The 25,665-nt window shown below is 74.8% G+C and carries 20 protein-coding genes; 12 read left to right on the top strand and 8 right to left on the bottom strand.

What is annotated here, in order from left to right:
- Positions 1 to 55 precede the first annotated feature (55 nt).
- The gene (locus HH311_RS05215; RefSeq protein WP_312029951.1) at positions 56 to 1,510 is read left to right on the top strand and encodes an acyl-CoA synthetase; all 1,455 of its coding nucleotides are present in this window, start codon (positions 56 to 58) and stop codon (positions 1,508 to 1,510) included.
- A gap of 10 nt (positions 1,511 to 1,520) precedes the next feature.
- Here HH311_RS05215 and HH311_RS05210 read toward each other — a convergent pair whose 3' ends face one another.
- Complete coding sequence (locus HH311_RS05210; protein ID WP_169182694.1) at positions 1,521 to 2,468, bottom strand: acyl-CoA desaturase; 948 nt, start codon at positions 2,466 to 2,468, stop codon at positions 1,521 to 1,523.
- 372 nt (positions 2,469 to 2,840) lie between these two features.
- Here HH311_RS05210 and HH311_RS05205 point away from each other — a divergent pair, with 372 nt between their 5' ends.
- The 3 genes from HH311_RS05205 to scpA all read left to right on the top strand — a co-directional run bounded on the left by HH311_RS05205 (position 2,841) and on the right by scpA (position 8,369).
- On the top strand, positions 2,841 to 3,929 hold the full coding sequence (locus HH311_RS05205) for a 3-deoxy-7-phosphoheptulonate synthase (RefSeq protein ID WP_169182423.1): 1,089 nt from the start codon (positions 2,841 to 2,843) through the stop codon (positions 3,927 to 3,929).
- A gap of 298 nt (positions 3,930 to 4,227) precedes the next feature.
- Complete coding sequence (locus HH311_RS05200) at positions 4,228 to 6,162, top strand: methylmalonyl-CoA mutase family protein (RefSeq protein ID WP_169182422.1); 1,935 nt, start codon at positions 4,228 to 4,230, stop codon at positions 6,160 to 6,162.
- Positions 6,162 to 8,369: a methylmalonyl-CoA mutase gene (gene scpA / locus HH311_RS05195; RefSeq protein ID WP_169182421.1), complete on the top strand. Its 2,208-nt coding sequence runs from the start codon at positions 6,162 to 6,164 to the stop codon at positions 8,367 to 8,369. The genes HH311_RS05200 and scpA overlap by 1 nt, the downstream gene beginning before the upstream one ends.
- A gap of 23 nt (positions 8,370 to 8,392) precedes the next feature.
- Here the strand turns inward: scpA and HH311_RS05190 are convergent, their stop codons facing one another.
- Positions 8,393 to 11,668 (bottom strand): DEAD/DEAH box helicase, encoded by a 3,276-nt coding sequence (locus HH311_RS05190; RefSeq protein ID WP_211189506.1) that lies wholly within the window; start codon positions 11,666 to 11,668, stop codon positions 8,393 to 8,395.
- Positions 11,669 to 11,793: 125 nt separating this feature from the next.
- On the opposite strand from HH311_RS05190, the gene HH311_RS05185 reads away from it, so the two are divergent.
- From HH311_RS05185 to meaB, 3 genes are read left to right on the top strand one after another with little or no spacing between them, the layout of a single operon-like run.
- Positions 11,794 to 12,054 carry a type II toxin-antitoxin system Phd/YefM family antitoxin gene (locus HH311_RS05185; protein WP_169182420.1) on the top strand — a complete coding sequence of 87 codons (261 nt, stop codon included), beginning with the start codon at positions 11,794 to 11,796 and terminating at the stop codon, positions 12,052 to 12,054.
- Complete coding sequence (locus tag HH311_RS05180; protein WP_169182419.1) at positions 12,051 to 12,455, top strand: type II toxin-antitoxin system VapC family toxin; 405 nt, start codon at positions 12,051 to 12,053, stop codon at positions 12,453 to 12,455. The genes HH311_RS05185 and HH311_RS05180 overlap by 4 nt, the downstream gene beginning before the upstream one ends.
- A 10-nt stretch (positions 12,456 to 12,465) precedes the next feature.
- Positions 12,466 to 13,437 (top strand): methylmalonyl Co-A mutase-associated GTPase MeaB, encoded by a 972-nt coding sequence (gene meaB / locus HH311_RS05175; protein ID WP_169182418.1) that lies wholly within the window; start codon positions 12,466 to 12,468, stop codon positions 13,435 to 13,437.
- A gap of 10 nt (positions 13,438 to 13,447) precedes the next feature.
- Here meaB and HH311_RS05170 read toward each other — a convergent pair whose 3' ends face one another.
- Positions 13,448 to 14,353, bottom strand: coding sequence for a LysR family transcriptional regulator (locus tag HH311_RS05170; protein WP_169182417.1), 906 nt, complete (start codon positions 14,351 to 14,353; stop codon positions 13,448 to 13,450).
- Between the two features lie 72 nt (positions 14,354 to 14,425).
- Here HH311_RS05170 and HH311_RS05165 point away from each other — a divergent pair, with 72 nt between their 5' ends.
- Positions 14,426 to 14,647, top strand: coding sequence for a hypothetical protein (locus HH311_RS05165; RefSeq protein WP_169182416.1), 222 nt, complete (start codon positions 14,426 to 14,428; stop codon positions 14,645 to 14,647).
- A 25-nt stretch (positions 14,648 to 14,672) separates the two neighbouring features.
- On the opposite strand, the gene HH311_RS05160 is transcribed toward HH311_RS05165, so the two are convergent.
- Positions 14,673 to 15,287, bottom strand: coding sequence for a TetR/AcrR family transcriptional regulator (locus HH311_RS05160; RefSeq protein WP_211189505.1), 615 nt, complete (start codon positions 15,285 to 15,287; stop codon positions 14,673 to 14,675).
- A 75-nt stretch (positions 15,288 to 15,362) separates the two neighbouring features.
- Here HH311_RS05160 and HH311_RS05155 point away from each other — a divergent pair, with 75 nt between their 5' ends.
- From HH311_RS05155 to HH311_RS05145, 3 genes are all read left to right on the top strand, one after another.
- A complete protein-coding gene (locus HH311_RS05155; RefSeq protein WP_169182414.1) occupies positions 15,363 to 16,739 on the top strand; it encodes a cytochrome P450 in 1,377 nt (458 codons plus the stop codon).
- A gap of 78 nt (positions 16,740 to 16,817) precedes the next feature.
- On the top strand, positions 16,818 to 17,546 hold the full coding sequence (locus HH311_RS05150; protein ID WP_169182413.1) for a response regulator transcription factor: 729 nt from the start codon (positions 16,818 to 16,820) through the stop codon (positions 17,544 to 17,546).
- Between the two features lie 19 nt (positions 17,547 to 17,565).
- Entirely contained in the window at positions 17,566 to 19,089 is a 1,524-nt protein-coding gene (locus tag HH311_RS05145) for a cell wall metabolism sensor histidine kinase WalK (RefSeq protein ID WP_211189504.1), read from the top strand.
- A gap of 5 nt (positions 19,090 to 19,094) precedes the next feature.
- Here the strand turns inward: HH311_RS05145 and HH311_RS05140 are convergent, their stop codons facing one another.
- Complete coding sequence (locus HH311_RS05140) at positions 19,095 to 19,430, bottom strand: DUF1918 domain-containing protein (protein WP_169182411.1); 336 nt, start codon at positions 19,428 to 19,430, stop codon at positions 19,095 to 19,097.
- Between the two features lie 154 nt (positions 19,431 to 19,584).
- Positions 19,585 to 22,134, bottom strand: a complete 2,550-nt coding sequence (locus tag HH311_RS05135) for an ATP-dependent Clp protease ATP-binding subunit (RefSeq protein WP_169182410.1) — start codon at positions 22,132 to 22,134, stop codon at positions 19,585 to 19,587.
- Positions 22,135 to 22,334: 200 nt separating this feature from the next.
- On the opposite strand from HH311_RS05135, the gene HH311_RS05130 reads away from it, so the two are divergent.
- Positions 22,335 to 23,351 (top strand): NADP-dependent oxidoreductase, encoded by a 1,017-nt coding sequence (locus HH311_RS05130; RefSeq protein WP_169182409.1) that lies wholly within the window; start codon positions 22,335 to 22,337, stop codon positions 23,349 to 23,351.
- Between the two features lie 2 nt (positions 23,352 to 23,353).
- Here HH311_RS05130 and HH311_RS05125 read toward each other — a convergent pair whose 3' ends face one another.
- Positions 23,354 to 24,976: an MFS transporter gene (locus tag HH311_RS05125; RefSeq protein WP_169182408.1), complete on the bottom strand. Its 1,623-nt coding sequence runs from the start codon at positions 24,974 to 24,976 to the stop codon at positions 23,354 to 23,356.
- Entirely contained in the window at positions 24,973 to 25,662 is a 690-nt protein-coding gene (locus HH311_RS05120; RefSeq protein WP_169182407.1) for a FadR/GntR family transcriptional regulator, read from the bottom strand. Before HH311_RS05120 ends, HH311_RS05125 begins: the two co-directional genes overlap by 4 nt.
- Between the last annotated feature and the right edge of the window lie 3 nt (positions 25,663 to 25,665).

Below are 25,665 nucleotides of genomic sequence, written 5' to 3'. Positions count from 1 at the left end.
CGTCGTGCCGTCCCCGCGGCCGGCGCTCCACCCGGCGTCCCCCGGAGGTGCGACGGTGCCCCTGCTGCGCGCGCTGCTCGACGGCGGCCTCGACGACCCGGAGGCCGTCCGGATCGGCGACACCGCGTTCTCCGGGCCGGAGCTCCTGGGCGCCGCGGCCGTCGTCGCCGACGAGATCGGCGAGCGGTCCGCCCCCACCTCGCCGGTCGCGGTGTCGGCGACGGCGAGCGCGGAGACCGTCGTCGCGGTGGTCGGGGCGCTGCTCGCCGGGGCGCCCGTCGTGCCGGTCCCGCCCGACAGCGGCCTGGCCGAGCGCGGGCACCTGCTCTCCGACTCCGGCGCCACCACCTGGTTCGGCGACAAGCCGCGCGACGTGACGCTGCCGTGCCGCCGCGTGGACCTCTCCCGGCGCGCCGGCCACGAGGTCCGCGAGCCCACCGGCGACGGGCCCGCCCTGATCCTCTACACCTCGGGCACCACCGGCTCGCCCAAGGGCGTGCTGCTCTCGGCCGACGCGATGGCCGCGGGCCTCGACGGGCTCGCCGACGCCTGGGCCTGGACCGCGGCCGACACCCTCGCCCACGGGCTGCCGCTCTTCCACGTCCACGGGCTGGTGCTCGGGGTGTTCGGGGCGCTGCGGACCGGGTCGCGGCTGGTGCACACCGGTCGTCCGACGCCCGAGAACTACGCGCGGGCGGCCCGCGAGCACGGCGGTTCGCTCTTCTTCGGGGTGCCGACGGTGTGGTCGCGCATCGGGGACGACCCGGCGTCGGCCGCCGCCCTCACCGACGCCCGGCTGCTCGTCAGCGGGTCCGCGCCGCTCCCCGTCCCGGTGTTCGAGCGCGTCCGGGAGCACACCGGCCAGGCGCCGCTGGAGCGCTATGGGATGAGCGAGACGATGATCACGCTGGCGGTGCGGGCCGACGGCGAGCGCCGGCCCGGTTGGGTCGGGGTGCCGGTGGCCGGGGTCGAGACCCGGCTGCGGGCCGTGGTGGACGGTCCCGACGGCGAGCCGCGCACGACCGACGACGACGTCCCCGCCGACGGCGAGTCGATCGGCGAGCTGCAGGTCCGGGGCCCGTCGCTCTTCGACGGCTACCTCAACCGGCCCGAGGCCACCGCCGAGACCTGGACCGACGACGGGTGGTTCCGCACCGGCGACGCGGCCGTGGTCGACGGGGCCGGCTACCACCGCATCGTCGGGCGCCGCTCGGTCGACCTCATCAAGTCCGGCGGCTACCGCATCGGCGCCGGCGAGGTGGAGACCGCGCTGCTCGCCCACGCCGGGATCAGCGAGGCGGCGGTGGTGGGGGAGCCCGACGACGACCTCGGGCAGCGCATCGTCGCCCACGTCGTCTGTCCCGACGGCCCGGTGGACGCCCAGGAGGTCATGGACTTCGTCGGCGAGCGGCTCTCGAAGCACAAGCGCCCGCGGGAGGTCGTCGTCGTCGACGAGCTGCCGCGGAACGCGATGGGCAAGGTGCAGAAGGCGCGGCTGCGCCGGGACTGAGCCCGGGGCCCTACGCCTGGGCCTGCGGCTCGGCCCGGGGCCCGGTCGGCGTCTCGGTCTCGGTCCCGGTCTCGGTCCCGGTCTCGGTCTCGGCCCCGGGCCGGATCACGCGGAGCCGCTCGAGGCGCTCCTCCCGCGGCCAGCGGACGTTCCAGGCCCAGCCGAGCTTCTCGAACGCCGCGATGGTCTCGGCCGACAGATCGATCTCGAAGCGCCCGACCCCGTGACGGGCCGACGTCGGGTCGGCGTGGTGCAGGTTGTGCCACGACTCGCCCATCGACAGCAGCGCCAGCGGCCACACGTTCGTCGACCGGTCGCGCACCCGCCAGGGCCGCTCGCCGACCATGTGGCAGATCGAGTTCGTCGACCAGGCCACGTGGTGGGAGAGCGCGATGCGGACGAGCCCCGCCCAGAAGAAGGCGGTGACCGCGCCCCACAACGACCAGGTGACGAGCCCGCCGATGAGGGCCGGCCCCGCGAACGACGCGAACGTGATCCACCCGAACCACCGGCTGGCCCGGACGACGTCGGGGTCGTCGAGCAGGTCGGGGCAGTAACGGCGCTGGTCGGACAGGGTGCGCTCGAGGATCCAGCCGAGGTGGGCGTGCCAGAAGCCGCGGACCAGGGCCGCGGGCGAGGTGCCGTAGCGCCACGGCGAGTGCGGGTCGCCCTCCTTGTCGGCGAAGGCGTGGTGACGGCGGTGGTCGGCGACCCAGTGCGTCACCGGACCCTGCACGGCGAGGCTCCCCGCGACGGCCAGCGCGATCTTCAGCGCCCGCCCGCAGCGGAACGCGCCGTGGGTGAAGTAGCGGTGGAACCCGACGGTGACGCCGAGCATCGAGACCACGTAGAAGCCGACGGCGAGCCCGGCGTCGAGCCACGACAGGCCCCACCCCCAGGCCAGCGGGATCGCCGCGAGCAGCGCCGCGAACGGCACCAGCACCGCGAGGTAGGTCATGACGTGGGGGGCGAGGGGGCGGGGAAGGATGGCGGGCGCGGAAGGCACGAAGCGGTCACTCCCTGGGAGTCGGCGCCGTGTACGACGGCACGTCGTGGACCGTCACGACGAGTCTGCCGGGTCCCGACGATCCTCGCTCTCGGTGTCCGGGCGACCGCGCACCGCCATCCGGCTCACATCGGGCGCATGAGCACCAGGCGACCTGTAGGGTGATCGCCGTGCAGCGCTGGTACCGGTTTACGTGCCCGGCCCGGGAGGGGTCGGCGGGTAGACCGCTGCGCTGACCCCCCACCCGCGAGCCGGACCCGGACCGGCTCGGCGGGATCGTGGCGGGCCGGGGCCCGGGTCGTGATGACCACCCGGAGGAACCCGATGACCGCCCCGGCCCTCGAACGGACCGTCGACGCCGCTCCCCTCGACGGCGCCCGCACGGCCGCCGTCACCCCGTTGCCCTCGCCGGCGCTGCTGCGCCACGAGCTGCCGGCGGGTCCCGCCGCGGCCGACGCCGTGCGCCGCGGCCGCGCCGCCGCCGTCGACGTGCTGCACGGCTCGAGCCACGGCGACGACCGCCTGCTCGTCGTCGTCGGGCCCTGCTCGATCCACGACGACGACGCCGCGCGCGAGTACGGCGCCCGCCTCGCCGAGCGGGCCGCCGCCCACGCCGAGGACCTCCACGTGGTGATGCGCACGTACTTCGAGAAGCCGCGCTCCACGGTCGGCTGGAAGGGCCTGATCAACGACCCCGGGCTCGACGGCGGGTTCGACGTCGCCCGCGGGCTGCGGACCGCCCGGGCGCTGATGCTCGACCTGGCGGAGCTCGGCCTGCCGCTGGGCTGCGAGTTCCTCGACCCGATCACGCCGCAGTACCTGGCCGACCTCGTCGCCTGGGGCTCCATCGGCGCGCGAACCGCCGCCAGCCAGGTGCACCGTCAGCTCGCCAGCGGCCTGTCGATGCCGGTGGGGATCAAGAACGGGACCGACGGCGACGTGGGCGTCGCGATCGACGCGATCGGGGCCGCCGCCGCCCCCCACGCGTTCATGGGCGTGACGACGGAGGGCCTCGCCGGGCTCATCACCACCACCGGCAACGCCGACGCCCACCTCATCCTGCGCGGCGGGTCGTCCGGCCCGAACTTCGACGCCGCCTCCGTCGGGGCGGCGGTCGACCGGCTGCGCGCGGCGGGCCGCGACGGCCGCGTGGTGGTCGACGCGAGCCACGGCAACTCCGGCAAGGACCACCGCCGCCAGCCCGGCGTCGTCGCCGACCTCGCCGCCCAGGTGGCCGCGGGCGGTCCGGTGGCCGGGGTGATGGTCGAGAGCTTCCTGGTCGAGGGACGCCAGGAGATCGGCCCCGAGATGGTGCGCGGGTGCAGCGTCACCGACTCCTGCGTCGGCTGGGACACCACCGTCGCCCTCCTTGACGAGCTGGCGGGCGCGGTCCGGGCCCGGCGCCGCCGGTGAGGGGTGGTCGGCGGGGGCAGGCGGCGAGGGGCACGGGGCGCAGGTCCGCGGGGCTCCGCGGGTGCGTGGTGCGCCCCTGGTGGTCGGCGGCCGGCCCGGGGGGTCCGCTCCGCTGCGGCGAGGGGCACGGGGCGCATCCGCGCCGCGCTCCGCGGCTGCGCCGTGTGCTCGTGGTCACCGAACGGTCGTCGGGCGGCGGTCCCGGTGGCCCCGACCTGAACCGATCCGGCCCGCTCGCCCCGGTGGCGTGGGCCATCACGCCGAACCGGTCCGGGCTGACCGTTCTACGATCCCGCGCATGACAGCCGGACCATCGACGTCGGGGTCCCCGCAGGCGCCCGAGGAGCTCGTGCTCGCGGGGGAGTTCGAGACCCCGGACCGCGCCCGCTGGCGCGAGCTCGTGGCGGGGGCGCTCTCGAAGACCGGCCGCGAGGTCCGTCCCGAGGACGCCGAGGCCGCGATCGCGACCCTGACCGACGACGGGTTCGGGATCGAGGCCCTCTACACCGCGCAGGACGCGCCCGGCGTCGCCACCGGGGTGCCGGGCCTGCCGCCGTTCACGCGGGCCTCGCGGCCCGAGGGGCACGTCGCCGAGGGCTGGGGGGTGCGCCAGCGGCACGCCTTCCCCGCGGAAGCCGACCTCGCCGGCGCCCACGACGTCCTCATGGCCGACCTCGAGGGCGGGGTCTCGTCGCTGTGGCTGGTGCTCGGCGAAGCGGGCGGCCCGGCGGTCGGGTCCCTCCCGACGCTGCTCGAGGGTGTCCTCCTCGACCTCGCCCCGATCGCGCTCTCCGCGGGCCGCGACACCCCCGACGCCGCCGCGGCGCTGCTGCGCCTGGCCGGCGAGCACGGCGTGACGTCGGCGCTCGGCGGCTCGCTGGGCTACGACCCGCTGCTGGCCCGGACCCGGGGCGGTCCGGCGCTGTCCGACGGCTACCTCGACGCGATGGTCGAGCACTCCCGCACCGCCGCCGCCGACCACCCGGCGCTCGCCACGGTCGTCGCCGACGGGCTCCCGTACCACGAGGCCGGCGGCTCGGACGGCCAGGAGCTCGGGGCGGCGCTGGCGGCCGGGCTCCACGCGGTACGCCTGCTCACCGACGCCGGGCTCGGGGTGGACGACGCGTTCGCCCGCGTCGAGTTCCGCCTGGCCGCCACGGCCGACCAGTTCGCGACGCTCGCCAAGCTCCGCGCCGCCCGCCGGTGCTGGGACCGCATCGGCGCGGTCGCGGGCGCCGCGGAGCAGGCACGGGCGCTGCGCACCCACGCCGTGACGTCCCCGGCGATGATGACCGCCCGCGACCCGTGGGTGAACATCCTCCGCACCACCGTCGCCTGCGTGGCCGCGGGCCTGGGCGGCGCCGACGCGGTGACGGTCCTGCCGTTCGACGCCGCCCTCGGCCTCCCCGACGACTTCTCCCGCCGCGTCGCCCGCAACACCCAGGCGCTGCTGCTCGAGGAGTCCCACCTCGCGCACGTCATCGACCCCGCGGGCGGCTCCTGGTACGTCGAGTCGCTGACCGACTCGCTCGCCCACGCCGCCTGGGACGTCTTCACGACGATCGAGGGCGCGGGGGGCGCGGCCGCGGCCCTCGACGACGGGTCCGTGGCCGCGGCGCTCGAGGAGACCTGGTCGCGGCGGGCCGAGCGGATCGCGCACCGCCGGGACCCGATCACCGGGGTCAGCGAGTTCCCGAACCTCGCGGAGTTGCTCCCCGAGCGCGAGCCGGCCCCGGCCGACGAGCACTCCGGCGGCCTGCCCCGTCGCCGGTACGCCCAGGTCTTCGAGGAGCTCCGGGACCGGGCCGACGCGGCCGCGCAGCGGCCCACCGCGTTCCTGGCGACCCTCGGCAGCCTCGCGCAGTACACCGCCCGCCTGTCGTTCACGACCAACCTGCTGCACGCCGGCGGGATCGACGTCGTCGAGGGCCCGGGCGGCACCGACGTCGACGAGATCGTCGCCGCGTTCCGCGAGGCCGGGACACCGGTCGCGGTGATCGCCTCCGGCGACAAGGTCTACGCCGAGCACGCCGCCCCCCTCGCGCGGGCGCTGGCCGACGCCGGCGCGCAGCGGGTGGTCCTGGCCGGGTCGCCGAGGACGTCGGGCCTCGGGCCCGACGACGACACCGCGCTCACCGGGTACCTGTACACGGGGTGCGACGCCGCGGGCCTGCTCACCGACCTGCTCGACCTCCTGCTCGGCTCGAGCACGACAGAAGGGGAGCCCGCCTGATGGGGATCGAATCGTTCGCGGACGTCGAGCTGGGGGAACCGGCCGACCCGCGCGGCACCTGGGACGAGGCGCTCGAGCACGCCACCGGCAAGGGGCCCGACGACCTGCTCTGGGAGACCCCGGAGGGGATCGGGGTCAAGCCGCTGTACACCGCGGCCGACACCGAGGGGCTGGACTTCCTCGAGACCCTGCCGGGCCTGCCGCCGTTCCTGCGCGGCCCGTACCCGACGATGTACGTCACCCAGCCCTGGACCGTGCGCCAGTACGCCGGGTTCTCCACGGCCAAGGAGTCGAACGCCTTCTACCGCCGCAACCTCGCGGCCGGGCAGAAGGGCCTCTCGGTCGCGTTCGACCTGCCCACCCACCGCGGATACGACTCCGACAACCCCCGGGTGGCCGGGGACGTCGGCATGGCCGGGGTGTCGATCGACTCGATCCTCGACATGCGGCAGCTCTTCGACGGCATCCCGCTGGACCGGATGTCGGTGTCCATGACCATGAACGGGGCGGTGCTCCCCGTGATGGCGCTCTACGTGGCCGCGGCCTCCGAGCAGGGCGTCGAGCCCGAACAGCTCGCCGGGACCATCCAGAACGACATCCTCAAGGAGTTCATGGTCCGCAACACCTACATCTACCCGCCGCAACCCTCGATGCAGATCATCTCGGACATCTTCAGCTACACGTCCGAGAAGATGCCCAAGTTCAACTCGATCTCCATCTCGGGCTACCACATCCAGGAGGCCGGGGCCTCGGCCGACCTGGAGCTCGCCTACACCCTCGCCGACGGCGTGGAGTACCTGCGGGCCGGGCGGGACGCCGGGCTGGACGTCGACAGGTTCGCGCCGCGCCTGTCGTTCTTCTGGGGCATCGGCATGAACTACTTCATGGAGATCGCGAAGCTGCGGGCGGCGCGGCTGCTGTGGGCGAAGCTCGTCAAGGACTTCGGCGCGACGAACGACAAGTCGCTCTCGCTGCGCACCCACTCCCAGACCTCGGGGTGGTCGCTCACCGCGCAGGACGTCTACAACAACGTCGTCCGCACCGCCGTCGAGGCGATGGCCGCGACCCAGGGCCACACCCAGTCGCTGCACACCAACGCCCTCGACGAGGCGCTCGCGCTGCCCACCGACTTCTCCGCCCGGATCGCGCGCAACACCCAGCTGCTGCTCCAGCAGGAGTCGGGCACGACGCGGACCGTCGACCCGTGGGGCGGCTCGGCCTACGTCGAGCGTCTGACCCGCGAGCTCGCGGGGCGCGCCTGGGCGCACATCGAGGAGGTCGAGAAGACCGGCGGCATGGCCAAGGCCATCGACGAGGGCCTGCCGAAGATGCGCATCGAGGAGGCGGCCGCCCGCACCCAGGCGCGCATCGACTCCGGCCGCCAGGCGCTCATCGGCGTCAACAAGTACCCGCTGCTCGGCGGCGAGGACGTCGAGGTGCTCAAGGTCGACAACGCCGACGTGCTGCGCCAGCAGGTCGCGCGGCTCGCCGAGCTGCGTCGCGACCGCGACGGCCAGGCGGTGGAGTCGGCGCTCGACGCCCTGACCAACGCCGCGCAGGCGGCGCAGGACGGTACGCGGGAGCGGGGCCTCGACGGCAACCTGCTCAAGCTGGCGATCGACGCCGCCCGGGCGCACGCGAGCGTCGGCGAGATCTCCGACGCCCTCGAGAAGGTCTACGGCCGGCACCGCTCGGACGTCCGGACGATCTCCGGGGTCTACCGTGACGAGGTGGGCGAGAACTCCGCGGTGGAGCAGGCGCGGGCCGCGGCGGCGGAGTTCGAGGAGGCCGAGGGCCGCCGGCCCCGCATCCTCGTCGCGAAGATGGGCCAGGACGGGCACGACCGCGGGCAGAAGGTCATCGCGACCGCGTTCGCCGACCTCGGCTTCGACGTCGACGTGGGCCCGCTGTTCCAGACCCCCGAGGAGGTCGCGCGGCAGGCCGTCGAGTCCGACGTGCACGTCGTCGGGGTGTCCTCGCTCGCGGCGGGCCACCTGAGCCTGGTCCCGGCGCTGCGCGACGCGCTCGCCGAGCTCGGCGCGGAGGAGATCCTCATCGTCGCCGGCGGCGTCATCCCGCCGGGCGACCACGAGGAACTCCTCGCGAACGGGGCGTCGGCCATCTTCGGGCCGGGCACCGTGATCGCGGACGCGGCGACCCAGCTGCTCGGGAGCCTGTCGGAGAAGCTGGGGCACGCCGCCTCCTGACCCGCCCGCGGGGCGGCCGGTGGTCACGAGACGAGGGCGCGGATGTCGTCGGCGGACAGCCCGCCGGCGAACTCCGCGCCGTCGTCCATGACCCCGGCGACGAGGCCCTCCTTGCGCGCGGCGAGGGCCCGGACCTTCTCCTCGATGGTGTCGCGGGCGATCAGCCGGTAGACCATCACCGTGCGGTCCTGGCCGATCCGGTGGGCCCGGTCGATCGCCTGGGCCTCGGTGGCGGGGTTCCACCACGGGTCGAGCAGGAAGCAGTAGTCGGCCTCGGTGAGGTTGAGGCCGAACCCGCCCGCCTTGAGGCTGATGAGGAAGACCGGCGCCCCGCCGTCGGTGAAGCCGGCGATCGCGGCCGCCCGGTCGCGGGTGGTGCCGTCGAGGTAGGCGTGGGCGATGCCCGCCGCCTCGAGCGCGTCCCGGACGTGCGCGAGGAAGCCGGTGAACTGGCTGAACACCAGGGCGCGGTGACCCGACGCGATGACGTCGCGGAGCTGCTCGACGAGCAGGTCGATCTTCGCGCTCCCGCCACCCGCGCCGTCACCGCCGCCGAGGGCCGGGTGCAGGGCGAGCTGCCGCATCCGCGTGATCGACGCCAGGATCGTGAACCGGTTCCCGTCGACGTCGTCGAGCAGCGCGAGGATCTTCTGGCGCTCCCGCTGGAGGGTGCGGTCGTAGAGCCGGCGGTGCGCGGGCGCCAGATCCACGGGCAGCACCTGCTGCTGCTTGGCCGGCAGCTCGGGGGAGACCTGCTCCTTCGTGCGGCGCAGCACCAGCGGCCGCACCCGGCGGCGGAGCCGGCCGAGGGTCTCGGCGTCTCCCTTCTCGATGGGCCGCGCGAAGCTCTCACGGAACCGGTCCGGGCTCGGGAAGAGACCGGGCGAGGTGATCGAGAGGAGCGCCCACAGCTCCATGAGGTCGTTCTCCATCGGGGTGCCGGTGACGGCGACCTTGACCGGCGCCGGGACCCGCCGGGCGCACTGGTGGACCTTCGACTGCCGGTTCTTGAGGAACTGCGCCTCGTCGAAGAGCACGCCGGACCAGCTGATCCGCTCGTGCGCCGCGGCGTCGAGCCGGAACAGCGTGTACGAGGTGACGACGACGTCGGCGTCGCCGACCACGGCCTCGAGCTCCTCCCCGCGCCGCCGCAGCGTGTCGGTCAGGGCGACCACCCGCAGGCCCGGAGTGAACCGGGCGGCCTCGAGCGTCCAGTTCGGCACCACGCTCGTCGGCGCGACGATCAGCACCGGGCCGGCGTCCGGGTCGCGCTCCCGCGCGTGGAGGATCACCGCGAGGGCCTGGACGGTCTTGCCGAGTCCCATGTCGTCGGCGAGCACGCCGCCGAGGCCGTGACGCCAGAGGAACGCGAGCCACTCGAAGCCCTCGCGCTGGTAGGGCCGCAGGTCGGCCCGCAGCCCCTCGGGCACCGCGGCCGCGTCGACCGCGCCGGCGCGGAGGAGCCCCCCGACCTGCTGCTGCCAGGCCTCGGCCTGGGCGTCGACGATCCCGAGCTCGGCGAGCTCCTCCCACCACCCGGCCTGGTAGCGCGTGAGCCGGATCGTGTCGGACGGCGTCTCCTGCAGCGCCCGGGCCTCCTCGATCAGGGCGCGCAGCGCGACGAGCTCGGGCTTCTCGAGCGAGAAGTAGGCGCCGTCGGGGAGCAGCAGGTGGGTCTCGCCGCGGGTGAGCGCGGCGAACACCTCCGCGAACGGCAGCGCCCGGCCCTCGAGGGTGATGGTGATCCCGAGGTCGAACCAGTCGGTGCCGGCGTCGGACTCGGTGGTCGACACGCCGATGGCCAGCGCGTCGCCCACCTCGCGGTAGTCGGCGGCCTCGCCGTCGTGCTCGACCCGGACGCCCTCGGCGTCGGCGAGCACCGGGAGCGCCTCGGTGACGAACGCGGCCGTGTGCAGGCCGGCGAGCCGGTGCGGGCCGGGGTGCTCGGTCGGGTGGATGCGGAACCGCTCCCAGTCGACCGGGAGGGCGTCGAGGACGTCGAGCACCGCCTCCTCGGCCAGGTCGTCCCGGAACCGGTGATCGGACGGGCGGTCGACCGGGACCCGGACGTCGGTGCCGTCGACGTCGTAGGACCAGTGCCAGGAGAGGCCGAGGACGTGCTCGTCGCCGAACGCGGCCCGCAGGACCAGGACCGGTGGGCCGATCCGTGGCGGGGTGAACGAGCCGTCGGAGGAGACCACGGAGCGGAGCTCGGCCAGGCGCGGCGCGAACCGTTCGCGGAACCGGGGGAGCTGGTCGGCCGGCACCGCGATGTCGGCGTCGTCGAGGGCCACCTGCCAGACCGCGCGGGCCACCGGCGGGTCGAGCCGGGCCATCGTCAGGCGGCACGAGACCGGGGCCAGGCCCTCCGCGCGCGAGACGATCGCGACGCCGTGCGCGGTGTCGCCACCCAGGAACGCGACGGCCCGGGCGTCGGGGTCCGGCGCGTCGGCGCCCTCGAAGCGCAGGACGGGGCGGATCGCGAGCGACCCGGCGTCGGCACCGGCCGCGACGTCGAGGGAGAGGGAGGCACGGCCGCGGTGGTCGACGGGCCCGAGCCGGTGGCGGGAGGGCAGGAGGGGGAGGCCGACCTCGGCGGCGGCGTCGAGCAGCGTCCACAGCCGCGGGCTCGCGATCTCCGCGAGGTCGATCGACTTCTCGGACGCGCCGTAGCCGTAGTACCGGTACGGGGAGAAGCCGGGGGAGGCGGCCTGCGCGGCGTGGTGGAGCAGGTACAGCTCCCGCACGACGGCCAGGTGGTCCGGGTGGTGCTCGGCCTGCGCCGCGGGCTGCAGCATCCGGTTCCACAGCAGCCCGCCGTACACCCAGCCCTTCGAGCCCCCGGGGCGCACCAGGCGGGCCATCAGCCCACCCGCGCCGTCGGGCGTGAGCTCGATCCCCAGGGTGCCGGTGCCCCGGGGAGGGCCGCTCGCGGACGCTCCGAGGAGCGCGTCGAGCCGGGACTCCCAGGCCGGGGCGGCGGCGGAGCCCGCGGTCGGCACCGCGCTCAGCGCGGCCGCCGCGACGTGCTTGCACATCGCGCCGACCGGGCACGAGCACTCCCCGTCGACGAGCTCGAGCCCGCCGCCGGGGTCGGCGTCGAAGTGCACGATGGTCGAGTAGACCTGCCCCTCGCCGCCCCGGACCACGGCGCGCAGCTGGAGGGCGCCCCGGTGCCACTCCGAGTACAGGACGGCGCCGTCCCGGGCGTAGCGGCGCCCCCGCTCCGTCACGGTCGGGCCGAGCGCCTCGGCCACGTCGTCGGCCCGGAGACCCTCGACGGTCACGTGTCCTGCCATGTCCGACCCCCTGCTCACCTGCTGATGGGGCGGAAGGTAGCGACGGGGTCCGACAGTCTCGTCCGGGCACTCCCGCCAGGCCGAGGGCTACACTTCACTACGGGCTGCGACACCAGGAGGCCGCCATGACCGAGATCGCGTCCCGCGAACTGCGGAACGACACGGCGGGCGTGCTCCGCCGCGTCGAGGCCGGCGAGACCCTGACGGTCACCTCGAACGGGCGTCCGGTGGCCCAGCTCGTGCCCGTCCCCCGCGCGGAGCGTCGCTGGATGACGCGTGAGGAGCTCGTCAGGGTCCTCCATGAGGCGCAGGCCGATCCCGGGCTGCGGGACGACCTCCGTGAGCTGGCCGGGGAGACGACCGACGACCTCGGTCCCATTCGGTGACCGGACCCGAGCGGGCGCTCCTCGACACGAGCGTTCTCATCGCGACGGAGGTCGGGCGCCCGGTGGACGACTCGGCGCTTCCCGAGAAGGCAGCGGTCTCGGTGGTGACCCTCGCGGAGTTGCAGGCGGGCGTCCTCGCTGCACGGGACTCCGAGGCACGCGGACGGCGGATGGCCACCCTCGATCGAATCGCCTGGATGAAGGTGTTCGGCATCGGGGAGGAGACCGCCGCGGAGTGGGCGCGCCTGCGGGTCCATCTCGCCGAGCGAGGTCGCCGAGTGAACGTGAACGATCTCTGGATCGCTGCCAGCGCCGTCGCGCACCGGCTGCCGATCGTGACCCAGGACGACGACTTCGACCCCCTCGACGGCGTGCGCGGGCTCGTCGTGGTGAAGGTGTAGGGAGGCCGCGATGGACCTGGAGAAGTACGTCGAGGGCGTCCGCTCGGGCTCGCGGCTCTGGATCGGCCGGGCGATCACGCTCGTCGAGTCGACGCGCGCCGACCACCGCGACGCCGCCCAGGAGCTCCTCGTCGAGCTGCTGCCGCAGGCCGGGGGCGCGCGGCGCATCGGGATCTCGGGGGTGCCCGGCGTCGGGAAGTCGACCTTCATCGGGGCGCTCGGCTCACAGCTGACCGCGGGCGGCAGCAAGGTGGCGGTCCTCGCCGTCGACCCCAGCTCGACGCGCTCCGGCGGCTCCATCCTCGGCGACAAGACCCGCATGGACGCCCTGGCCACCGACGACGACGCCTTCATCCGGCCGAGCCCGACGGCGGGCACGCTCGGCGGGGTCGCCAAGGCCACCCGCGAGACGATGGTGGTGATGGAGGCGGCGGGCTACGACGTCGTCATCGTCGAGACCGTGGGCGTCGGGCAGTCCGAGACGGCGGTCGCCGAGATGGTCGACTCGTTCCTCTTCCTCACCCTGGCGCGCACCGGCGACTCCCTGCAGGGCATCAAGCGCGGCATCCTCGAGATCGCCGACGTCATCGCGGTCAACAAGGCCGACGGTCCGCACGCCCGCGACGCCCAGCGCGCGGCCCGGGAGCTGGAGTCCGCGCTGAAGATGCTGCGCGGGGAGCGCGACCCGTGGCAGGTGCCGGTGCTCACCTGCTCGGCCCAGGAGCGCACGGGTCTCGACGACGTCTGGTCGGCGCTGGTCCGCCACCAGGAGTTCCTCGACTCCCGCGACGAGCTCGCCGCGAAGCGCGCCCGCCAGCAGGTGGACTGGACGTGGCAGATGGTGCGCGAGCGGCTGCTGGGTCGGCTGCGCGATCACCCGGCGGTCAAGGACATCCGCGCCGAGACCGAGCGCGAGGTCCTCGACGGCGAGCTCACGCCCGCGCTCGCGGCCGACCGGATCCTCGACGCCTTCGGGTCCTGACGACGGCGGGTCACGCGGCCCGGCGCGACGTGAGCACCTCGAGCATCGCGGCGGCGGCCGGGGAGGGGTGCAGCGGGGTGAGCGCGTGGATGCGCCGCACGACGCCCGGGCGCAGCCGGCGCAGCACGACGCGCCGGCCCATCTGGTGCACCGCGAGGTCGGGGACGAGCGCGACGCCGACCCCGGACTCGACGAGCCCGCTCACCATCGGGAAGTCATCGGAGTCGAAGGCGACGTTCGGGGTGAACCCGGCGGCCGCGCACATCTCGACCAGCTGGGTGCGGCACACCTGGCCGGAGTCGCGGATCCAGGCCGCGTCGCGCAGCGTCGAGACCTCGATCGCGTCGGTGGCGGAGAACCCGGCGTCCTCCAGGGCCGGGTGCCCGGCCGGGAGGGCGACGTTGACGACGTCGTCGAGCAGCCAGGTGCTCGTCAGGCCCTCGGTGTCGGGCTCGTCGCCGGGGACGTAGCCGAAGCTGATGGCGAGGTCGAGCTCGCCCTCGCGCACCAGGTCGGGGCAGTCCTCGGGCTCGTGCAGCGCGAGGGAGAGCCGTACGTCCGGGTGGCGGCGGCGGAACACCCCGATGGCTCCCGGGAGCAGCCGGGCCCCCGCGCTCGCGAAGGCCGCGAGGCGCAGCCGGCCCGCGCGCAGGGCCGTGAGGTCGGCCACCTCCTCCTGCGCCCGCTCCAGGCGGCCCGCGACGACGTCGGCGTGCTCCACCAGCAGCGTGCCGGCCTCGGTCGGCAGCACGCCGCGGGCGTGGCGGACCAGGAGCGGTGTCGCGACCTCGCGTTCGAGCGCCGCGACCTGCTGCGACACCGCCGACGGCGTGTAGCCCAGCTCGGTCGCGGCCGCCGTCATCGACCCGGAGCGGACCACGGACCGCAGGACGAGGAGCCGCCGGGCGTCGAGCATGAAGCCCAGCTTAACGCGGGCCCGCGGGATATTCGCTGGTCGCGCGGCTCGGGTCGGCCGACCATCGAGGACGTGAAGACGTGGGAGGCGTTGGCCCGGTTCTGGACGGAGCAGAAGGAGATCGGCGAGCGGCTGAGCCTGCTGGAGCGCCCGTGGGAGGAGCGGTACCTCCACTGGGCGTGGGAGGACGGCGATCTCGTCCTGCACGGCGAGCTCCTGCCGTCGACGCGGCGCCGGATGTCGACCACCCGCGGCGGCTGGTGCCGAGGTGCCCTCCGGGCCCGTGAGCACTAACTGTCGCTATACCGACACTTTCTGCTCACGAGCGCGGTAGCGCACCCAGGCCGGCCAGGAGCGCCACGAACGGCGCCCGGCATTCGGCGCGCACCCGCGCGCGGTCCTCGGCCGGGGTGCGCGCGAGCAGCTGGCCCGCCGCGCCGAGCATGCCGAAGGCGATGCTCGGCAGCGCCTCCCCGTGGTGCTCCGGGATGCGGCCGGCGGCGGCGAGCGCGCCGAGCATGTCGTCCAGCAGCGCGTAGGAGTACTTCTCCTCGCAGCGCCGCCAGGCCTCCCACCCCATCGCGATCGGGGCCTCGCGGAACACCAGCGCGCCGTAGACCGGCTCGGAGCAGGCGAGCAGGAACTGGTCGAGTGCGGCCAGCGCTCCCGCCGTCGGGTCCGTCTCCGCGTCGAACGCCGCGCGCGCCGCGCCGTTCTCGCTGCGCTCCAGCTCCTCGAAGACCGCCTCGAACAGCCCGGGCTTGCTCGCGAAGTGGTGGTAGATCGCGCCCTTGGTCACCCGCGCGACGGCGGCCACGTCGTCGAGCGAGGTGTGCGCGAAGCCGCGCTCGGTGAAGAGGTCCGCCGCGGCGTCGAGCAGGGCGCGCCGGGTGGCCTCGGTGTACTCCCCGCGACGGCTCTTGACCTCGGCCACGGCCGCGAGCATAGTCGCCGTCAGCTACATACCCGGAGTATGTGACCGACGGACGGTCCGCGAGAGGTGATCCCCATGGCAACGGCTCCTGCGTCCTCCCTGCTGCGCCCGGCGCTCGCCGACGGCGCCCCCGGACTCCACGCCGCCCCGTCGACCCCGCTCCTCGCCGCCCGGTGGGGCCTCTCGCACGGGCTCCTGCGGACCGTGCTGGCGTCGCGGGCGCGCCGTGGCAGCGCCGACGCGACCCTCCTGCGCACCCCCGAGCTGCAGGCCGAGCCCTGGGACCACTACCGCGACCTGCGCGCGCACCGGCCGTTCGCGCAGGGCCCGCTCGGCAATGTCACCGCCCACCACGACGTCGCCACCGCGCTCCTGCGCAGCGACGACTTCGGGGTCGCCGACCGCGACCGGGTGCTCCCCGCGCCGGTGCGGGCCGGGCTCGGGCTCGTCGGGCACCGCCGCTACGCCGGCGTCGACACCCCGCCCTCGATGCTCGTCGTCGACCCGCCGGATCACACCCGCTACCGCCGGCTGGTCTCCCGCGCGTTCACCGCCAAGGCCGTCGCGGCCCTGCGGACCCGCACCGAGGAGATCACCGCCGAGCTGCTCGACGACCTGGCCGCGGGCTTCGCGCGCGACGGTTCCGTGGACCTGGTCCGCCGCTACGCCGCGCAGGTGCCGGTCACCGTGATCGCCGAGATGCTCGGGGTCCCGCCGGAGATGCGCGGGACCCTGCTGACCTGGGGCGACGGCGCGGCGGCGAGCCTGGACATGGGCCTGCCGTGGCAGCGCTACGCCCGCGCGGAGCGCTCGCTCGCCGCGTTCGACTCCTGGCTGCGCGGGCACCTGCGCTCGTTGCGCGCCGACCCCGGCGAGGACCTGCTCTCGAAGCTGGTGCAGGTCGCCGACGACGACGGGTCCGGGCTCACCGAGCAGGAGCTCGTCGCGACCTCGATGCTGATCCTCGCGGCCGGGTTCGAGACGACGGTCAACCTCATCTCCAACGGCACGGTCCGGCTCTTCGAGCACCCCGACCAGCGCGCCGTGCTCGCCGAGGATCCGTCGCTGTGGTCGAACGCCGTCGACGAGGTGCTGCGCCACGACTCCCCGGTCCAGCGGACCGCCCGCATGGCGCGCCGCGACACCGAGGTGGAGGGCGTGCCGGTGGCGGAGGGCGAGATCGTCGTGACGGTGCTCGGCGCGGCCAACCGCGACCCGGCGGTGTTCACCGACCCCGACCGCTTCGACGTCGCCCGCCGCAACGCCAAGGAGCACGTCGCGTTCTCCAGCGGCATCCACTACTGCCTCGGCGCGGCGCTCGCGCGCATGGAGGGCGAGGTCGCGCTGCGGGCGCTGTTCACCCGCTTCCCCGACCTCGCTCCGGCCGGGTCGGCCGTCCGGCGCCCGACGATCATCCTGCGGGGCTGGGAGACGGTGCCCGTCCGGGCGTGAGCCGTCCCGCTCGCCCACACAGCGGGATCACAGGATTCGCCCAGCACGGGCGAATCGGTCGGTGCCATCGTGGTAACCATGACCGCGACCCGTGCCGAGCTGCGCCGGCCCGACGGCAGCCCCGTCCGCGCCCTCGTCGTCGACGACGAGCCGACGCTGGCCGACCTCCTGTCCATGGCGCTGCGCTACGAGGGGTGGGACGTCCGCAGCGCCGGGGACGGCCTCGGCGCGGTCACCCAGGGCCGCGAGTTCCGCCCCGACGTCGTCGTGCTCGACGTCATGCTCCCCGACATCGACGGGTTCGAGGTGCTCCGCCGGCTCCGCGCCGACATCCCCGACGTGCCGGTGCTCTTCCTCACCGCGCGCGACGCCGTGGAGGACCGGGTCGCGGGCATCACGGCCGGCGGCGACGACTACGTCACCAAGCCGTTCAGCCTCGAGGAGGTCGTCGCCCGGCTGCGGGGCCTGCTGCGCCGCGCCGCGGTGGCCACCGTGGTCCGCGGTGACGCCGGCCTCGTCGTCGGCGACCTGACCCTCGACGAGGACTCCCACGAGGTGTTCCGCGGCGGCTCCCAGGTCGAGCTGACCGCCACCGAGTTCGAGCTGCTGCGCTTCCTCATGCGCAACCCGCGCCGGGTGCTCTCGAAGGCCCAGATCCTCGACCGGGTGTGGAACTACGACTTCGGCGGCCAGTCGAACATCGTCGAGCTCTACATCTCCTACCTGCGCAAGAAGATCGACGCCGGGCGTGCCCCGATGATCCACACCGTGCGCGGGGCGGGGTACGTCCTCAAGCCCGCGGGGTGAGGGGAGCATCATGACCTGGATGCGCTCACTGCAGGCCCGGATCGTCCTCACGACGGTGGTCCTGTTGGCCGTGGTGTGCGCGGTCGTGGGCGTGGGCGCGGCGGTGTCGCTGCGGCACTACCTGGGCGAGCAGCTCGCCCAGGAGGTGTCGCGCACCGTGGGCTTCGCGGCCGGCCCGCCCGGCGGCGACGACTCCGGGAACCGGCCGCCGCCGCCCGACGCCGGCAGCGGCTTCGGGGGTGGGGACGGCACGAGCCGGATCCAGGTGCGCAGCGTCGACGGCCAGGTGGTGTCCGCCTCGACGCTGGGGAACTTCCGCTCCGGCGACCAGCCCCTCGACGACAGCCAGGTCGCGCCCGTGCTGGCGGTGACCCCGCTGCAGCGCGGCCCCGGGATCGACCCGAACACCACCCAGCCGGTGTCGCTGCCCGGCCTCGGCACCTACCTCGTCCAGGCCCGCTACACCTCGGACGGCTCCGTGGTGGCGGTCGGCATCTCGACGAGCCGGATGGACGCCACCGTCGGGCGGCTCGCCCTCATCGAGATCGTCATCTTCGCGATCGGGGTGGCCGTGGCCGGGGTGGCCGCCGCCTTCGCGACGCGCGCGACGCTGCGTCCCCTCCACCGGGTCTCCGCGATCGCCCGCCGGGTCTCGGAACTGCCGCTCGAGCGCGGCGAGGTGGAGCTCGACGACCGCGTGCCCGAGGCCGACGCCGACCCGCGCACCGAGGTGGGGCAGGTGGGGGTCGCCTTCAACCGCATGCTCGGCCACGTCGCCGGCGCGCTCGAGGTCCGCCAGGAGTCCGAGACCCGGGTCCGCCGCTTCGTCGCGGACGCCTCCCACGAGCTGCGCACCCCGCTCGCCGCGATCCGCGGCTACTCCGAGCTCGCCCGCCGCCGGACCGACGACCTGCCCCCGGAGGTCGCGGCGATGCTGGAGCGCGTCGGCTCCCAGACCGAGCGCATGACGCTGCTGGTCGAGGACCTGCTGCTGCTCGCGCGCCTGGACGCCGGCCGGCCGCTGGCCCGGGAGCGCGTCGACCTCGCGCGGCTCGTGGCCGACGCCGTCGCCGACGCCCACGCGACCGCGCCCGGGCACCGGTGGTCGCTGCGGCTGCCCGAGGACCCCGCGGAGACCGGGTTCGACGTCGTCGGGGACCCCGAGCGCCTCCACCAGGTCGTCGCGAACCTCCTGGCCAACGCCCGCACCCACACCAGACCCGGCACGCGGGTGGTCGCCGGGCTCTCCCGGGGCGCGGACGTGGTGCGGCTCGAGGTCGCCGACGACGGGCCCGGCATCGCGCCGGAGCTGCTCGACCACGTCTTCGAGCGCTTCGCCCGCGGTGAGACCGGCCGGGCCCGCAGCACCGGCAGCACCGGCCTCGGGCTCTCGATCGTGTCCGCCGTCGTCACCGAGCACGGGGGACGGCTCGGGGTCACCAGCGTGCCCGGCGACACCCGGTTCACCGTCGAGCTCCCGGCCGCCGACCGGCAGGGCCCGGTGCGGCCGTCGGCGCGCGCGCCGGTGGCCGGTCGAGGCTGAGGCCCTCAGCGCTGCAGGCGGTCCGCGACCGTCGCCGCCACGTCCGACACCGCGCGCGCCGCGCGCCCGGTGACGTCCTCGGCGGCCTCCCGCGCCCTGTCGGCGGCCTCGCCCGCGACCTCGCCGGCCTTCTCCGCCACCTGCTCGAGGCGCTCACCCACGCTCGGGGCGTCGATGGTGGCGTCGGGGCCCGGCGTCAGGATCGTCTCGTCGCCGTTGTCGAAGCGCACCCGGTAGGGCGGCCCGTCGGCCCCGAGGACCCCGACGATCGTGCCGGTGCGGTCCGGTGCGTCGACGGTGTTGGCGTGCAGGCGGATGCGGTCCCCGACGTTCGCGCTCACGGCTGGCTCCCCTCGCGGACGGGCTCGTCCCCGACAGGTACCCCGGAGCGCCGCGGAGATCACCGGCGACACACAGGAAGGGCCCCTCCGGTCGATCGAGATCGACCGGAGGGGCCCTCCGATGCGTACTGCTCCTGCCGGAGCGGCAGCGGGATCAGCTCGCCAGGGCGGGCTCATCCACCGAGAAGACCAGCTCCTCGCCGTCGGGTCCGACGTCCACGCGGACCGTCTGCCCGGCCGCGATCTCGTCGCCGAGCAGCATCTCCGAGAGCCGGTTGCCGACCTGCCGCTGGATCGTGCGCCGCAGCGGCCGGGCTCCGAACTCGGGCTGGTACCCGTGCTCGGCGAGCCAGTCGACGGCCGCCGTCGAGAACTCGATCCCGATGTGCAGCGACTCCAGCCGCTCCCGCGTCTCGCTGAGCAGCAGGTCGGTGATGGTCCGCAGCTGCTCGGCGTCGAGCCGCTTGAAGACGATCACCTCGTCGATCCGGTTGAGGAACTCCGGCCGGAACGACTCGCGCAGCCGCGGCATGAGCCGCTCCTGCAGCGATTGGTCACTGCTCACGTACGAGGGCGCGAAGCCGAGCGCCTGGGTGTTCGTCGTGATCAGCTCCGAGCCCACGTTGCTGGTCATGATCAGCACCGTGTTCCGGAAGTCGACCGTCCGGCCCTGGGAGTCGGTCAGCCGCCCGTCGTCGAGCACCTGCAGCAGGGTGTTGAAGACGTCCGGGTGGGCCTTCTCCATCTCGTCGAGCAGGACCACGGAGTACGGCCGGCGCCGGATCTCCTCGGTCAGCTGCCCGGCCTCGCCGTAGCCGACGTACCCGGGGGGCGAGCCCACCAGCCGCGACACGGTGTGCCGCTCGGAGTACTCGCTCATGTCGACGCGGACCATGCGGTCCTCGTCGCCGAACATCACCGCGGCCAGGGCCTTGGCGAGCTCGGTCTTCCCGACGCCGGTGGGGCCGAGGAACAGGAAGCTGCCGATCGGGCGGTCCGGGTCGCCCAGGCCGGCCCGCGAGCGGCGGACCGCCTCGGCGACCGCGCGCACGGCGTCGTCCTGGCCGACGACCCGCTCGTGGAGCTGGGCCTCCAGGCCGAGCAGCCGCGACCGCTCGGTCTCGGTGAGCTGCGCGACCGGGATGCCGGTCGAGCGCGAGACGACCTCGGCGATGTCCTCGACGGTCACCTCGAGCACGCCGCCGTGGCCGGTCGACCGCTCGTGCCGGGCCTCGGACAGGGCCTGCTGGGCCTGCGCGACCTCGTCACGCAGGGCGCCGGCGCGCTCGTAGTCCTCGTCGGCGACAGCCTGGTCCTTGTCGCGCTGCAGCGACTCGACCTTGCGCTCGAGCTCCCGGGTGTCGGTGTGCGGCGCCCGCGAGCCCAGCCGCTTCCGCGCCCCCGCCTGGTCGACGAGGTCGATGGCCTTGTCGGGCAGGAAGCGGTCGGTCACGTAGCGCTCGGAGAGCTCGGCCGCGGCCGTCAGGGCCTCGTCGGTGAAGCGCACCTGGTGGTGCGCCTCGTAGCGGTCGCGCAGCCCGTGCAGGATCGCGATCGTGTCGGAGACGCTGGGCTCGGGGACCATGACCGGCTGGAAGCGCCGCTCGAGCGCCGCGTCCTTCTCGATGGACTGCCGGTACTCGTCGAGCGTCGTCGCGCCGACGATGTGCAGCTCGCCGCGGGCCAGGGCCGGCTTGAGGATGTTGCCGGCGTCCATGCCGCCACCCTCGCCGCCGCCACCGGCACCGACCATGGTGTGGAGCTCGTCGATGAAGACGATGAGCTCCTCGGAGTGCTGCCGGATCTCGTCGACGAGCTTCGTCATGCGCTCCTCGAAGTCACCGCGGTAGCGGGTGCCCGCCACCATGCCGGTGAGGTCGAGCTGGACGATCCGCTTGCCGGTGAGCTGGTCGGGCACGTCGCCGGAGACGATGCGCTGGGCGATGCCCTCGACGACGGCGGTCTTGCCGACGCCGGCCTCACCGATCAGCACCGGGTTGTTCTTGGTGCGCCGGGAGAGCACCTCGAGGGTCTGGTCGACCTCGTCCTCGCGGCCGATCACCGGGTCGAGCTCGCCCGCCCGCGCCTTGCCGGTCAGGTCGACGCCGAACTGGTCGACGGTCGGGGTGTCGGACTCGCCACCCTGACCGGGCTGGCTGCCGGGACGGCCGCCGCTCGGGCGGCCCGCGCCGGACGCGGAGCGCTGCAGCGACTGCGGGTCCACCCCGTGGCCCTGCAGGGCCTTGCCGGTCGGGGAGTCCGGGTTGGCGGCGAGCGCCAGCACGATGTGCTCGGGGCCGATGTAGCTGGCACCGAGGGCACGGGAGATCTGGTGGGCGTCGAGCAGCGTCCGCTTCGCGGTGGGGGTCAACGTCGGGGCCTCGCCCGTCGCCTCGCCGCGCGGGAGCTGCGCGTCGGCGTGCCGGGCCAGCTCCTCGACGTCCGCGCCCGTCCCCGCGATCAGGGCGCGCAGCGGCGGCACCGCCAGGCCGGCCAGGAGGAGGTGCCAGGCGTCGAGATCGGTGTTGCCCCGCTCGGCGGCCTGCTGGGCCGCCGCGCCGACCAGTCCACGGGCCTGCTCGGTCATGAGCGCGGTGATGTCGATGCGCTGGGCACCACGGGGCGACGCTCCGCCGAGGAAGCGCGCCAGGAAGTCGTCGAACGGGCCGGACCCGGGGCCGCCGGGACCGAATGCGCTGGTCATGCGTACCTCTCTGCGGGGGTCCTGCCGCCTGTGGCGTGGTGCCTGCGGCGGCTGTCAGGGAGATCAGCAACCCGGCTCCCGGTTTCATTCCTGAGTCGGTGTGACTCATGTCTGCCCGGTGGGGATGCGCCGACCCGGCTCAGGTGTTCCCGATCGCGACCGCGCGACACACCCCCGTCATCGCGGGTAGTCCTGCCGACATGACGACCGCTCACGAGGTCCACCTGGTCCGCCGTCCCCACGGCTTCCCGAACGCCGACGACTTCTCCCTCGTCGAGCGCGAGCTCCCCGCGCCGGCGTCCGACGAGGTCGTCGTCGGCAACCGCGCCTTCTCCGTCGACCCGTACATGCGCGGGCGGATGAACGACGTCCCCAGCTACGTGGCGCCCTTCCGGCTGGACGAGGCCATGGACGGCCGCTCGGTCGGCGAGGTGACCGCGGTGGGCGACGGCGTGACCGACGTCGCGGTCGGCGACCTCGTCCTGGCCAATCTCGCCTGGCGCGACCACGGCATCTCGAAGGCGCGGCACCTGCAGAAGGTCCCCGACGTCGAGGGCGTCGACCCGAAGGCCTACCTCGGCGTGCTCGGCGCCCCCGGGCTGACCGCGTGGGTGGGCCTGCTGGACAAGGCGTCGTTCCGGCCGGGGGACGCCGTCTTCGTGTCCGGCGCCGCGGGCGCCGTCGGCAGCCTCGTCGGGCAGATCGCGGAGGCCAAGGGCGCGTCACGGGTGGTCGGCAGCGCCGGCAGCGCCGAGAAGGTCGCCTGGCTGACCGACGAGCTGGGCTACGACGCGGCGTTCAACTACAAGGACGGGCCGGTGGCCGAGCAGCTCGCGAAGGCGATGCCCGACGGCCTGGACGTCTACTTCGACAACGTCGGGGCGGAGCACCTCGAGGCCGCCATCGACGTCGCGAACGACCACGCCCGCGTCGCCGCCTGCGGGGCGATCGCGCACTACAACGACACCGAGGACGACCCCACGCCCGGCCCGCGCAACCTGTTCAAGATCGTGAAGAAGCGGCTGTCGATCCAGGGCTTCATCGTCACCGACTCGCTGGACCGCTTCCCGGCGTTCCTCGAGGAGGTCACGCCGTGGGTGGCGCAGGGCCGGGTGCGGTTCGCCGAGACCGTCGTCGAGGGCGTGGACCACGCGGTCGAGGCGTTCCAGGGCCTGCTGCGCGGCGAGAACACCGGGAAGATGCTGGTGGCGGTCTGATCTCAGGTCCCGACGACGGGGGCCGGGCGCGGCTCGAGCACGACGTCGACCCGGCCGGGGGCGGCCCGCCGGGCGACGGGAGAGTGCTCGGGCGCGGCGCACACCAGCATGCACGGGGTCGGCGGCACGGGTACCTCGTAGTCGCCGGCCTCGTCGGTACGCATCGCCCCGAGCTGGTGGCCGTGGTCGTCGACGAGGGTGACGGTCGCGCCGGGGAGCGGGGCTCCGCCCGCCGTACGCACGGTGCCGCGCAGGGTGGGGCGCACCCCGTCGTGAGGGAGTGGCGCCGTCCTGTCGCCGGGCGGGAGGAATGCGCCATTGCTTCCGGACGGGGCCGGGGCCGGGGCCGGGCCGTCGTCGTGAGCGAGTGGCGCCGTCCTGTCGCCGGGTGGGAGGAATGCGCCATTGCTTCCGTCGGGGGCGGGATCGGCGGTGGGGTGCCCCGTTCCCGAGACGTGCCGGTTCCGCGCCGCCCCGGCTCCGGCCACCGCGAGCGGGACCAGCAGCACGAGCAGCGTGGCGATCGGGACGGTCCAGCCGCCGGTGGCGTCGTGGATCGCGCCGAGCGCGAGCGGGCCGGCCGCGGCGAGCACGTAGCCCACGCCCTGGGCCATCCCCGAGAGCTCCGAGGTGTGGGCCGCGTCGGGGGAGCGCAGCGTGATCAGGGTCAGGCCGAGGCTGATGCCCACGCCCTGCCCGAGCCCGATGAGCACCATCCACAGCGGCGCGAGGGCACCCGGCGCGAGCAGTAGCCCGAGGTAGCCGACCACCCAGAGCGCGAGCAGCAGCACGACGAGGTGGTGCTGACGGCGGGCGCGGGCGGCCAGCACCGGGGTGATCGCGGAGGTCACCAGCGAGGAGACCCCGGCGAGGGAGAGCAGCAGCCCGGCCGCGGTCGCGGAGCGGCCGCCGTCGACGAAGATCGTCGGGGCCCAGGCGGTGAGCGCGTAGAACTGCAGCGACTGCAGCCCCATGAACAGCGTGACCTGCCACGCGAGCGCGCTGCCCCACAGTCCGCGCACCGGGGCCGCCGGGGCGGCGGGCGGCGCGGCGGCCGCCCGACGGCGGGCGCGGACCACCCAGGGGAGCCAGAGCACCAGCGCGAGCGCCACGAGCACGGCCCACAGCGCCAGCGACGGGCGCCACCCGAGTCCCGTCGCGTGCTCGACGGGCACCATCACCGCCGCGGCCAGCGCGCCGCCGCCGGAGATCATCGTCGAGTACGCGCCGGTCATCACGCCGGTGCGGTGCGGGAAGTCGCGCTTGACGACCACCGGCATCAGCGTGTTGCCGATGGCGATCGCGATCCCGGCGAGCACGCTGCCGGCGAGCACCGCGCCGAGCGCCGGCACGAGCCGCACGAGGATGCCCGCCCCGAGCACGAGCAGCGCGACGAACAGGGTCGTCTCGAGCCCGATCCGGCGGGCGAACCGTCCCGCGAACGGCGCGAGGAGGCCGAAGCAGAGCACCGGCAGGGTCGTGAGCAGGCCGCCGACGGCGCCGCCGATGCCGAGGTCGGTCCGGATCTGCGACAGCAGCGGGGAGACGGCGACGACGGCCGGGCGCAGGTTCAGCGCGATCAGTAGGACCGCGACCACCAGCGCCGCCGTGCGGGCCCGGCTCACGCCGGATCCCCGAGGAGGGCGAGGAGCTCGTCGAGCAGGGCGTCCGAGGCGCGGCCCGCGGCGTCCGCGTCGCCGGCGCGGACGGCGTCGAGCAGGTCGGTGTGCACGTGGAACCGGGGCGAGCCGACGGCGCGCTGCGCGTCGACGGTGACGGCGATCGTGTCGGTGAGCGCCTCGCCGAGGTGGTCGAGCAGGTCGGTGAGCACGGGGTTGTGGGCGGCCGCCGCGACCAGCCGGTGGAACTCGAGGTCGCCGCGCACGAAGCCGGCCGGGTCGTCGGCCGCGGCCAGCTCGTGCTGGCGGGCCAGCGCCGCGGTGAGCCGCTCGAGGTCGTCGTCGGTCCGGCGGCGGGCGGCGAGCCGCGCGGCCTCCCGCTCCAGGCCACGCCGGACCTCGAGGACGTGGCGGGCGTCGGCACGCCGGACGTAGCGGTCGAGGACCGTGCCCAGGCCGCTCGCGGCCCGCACCCAGGTGCCGTCGCCCTGGCGGACCTCGAGCATCCCGGTGTGCGCCAGCGCCCGGACGGCCTCGCGCACGGAGTTCCGCCCGACGCCGAGGGCCGCCACCAGCTCCGGTTCCGGCGGGATCCGCGTCCCGACCGGCCACTCCCCGGAGACGACCATCGTCTCCATCTGGGCAATCACGTCACCGATGACGCTGCCGCGCCGCGGGCTCTGCAGGGGCACGCC

This window comes from Actinomycetospora sp. TBRC 11914, from assembly GCF_012933465.1.
GTDB lineage: Bacteria > Actinomycetota > Actinomycetes > Mycobacteriales > Pseudonocardiaceae > Actinomycetospora.
The sequence above is the reverse complement of the archived record's forward strand: the minus strand, read 5'-3'. Positions and strand labels throughout refer to the sequence as shown.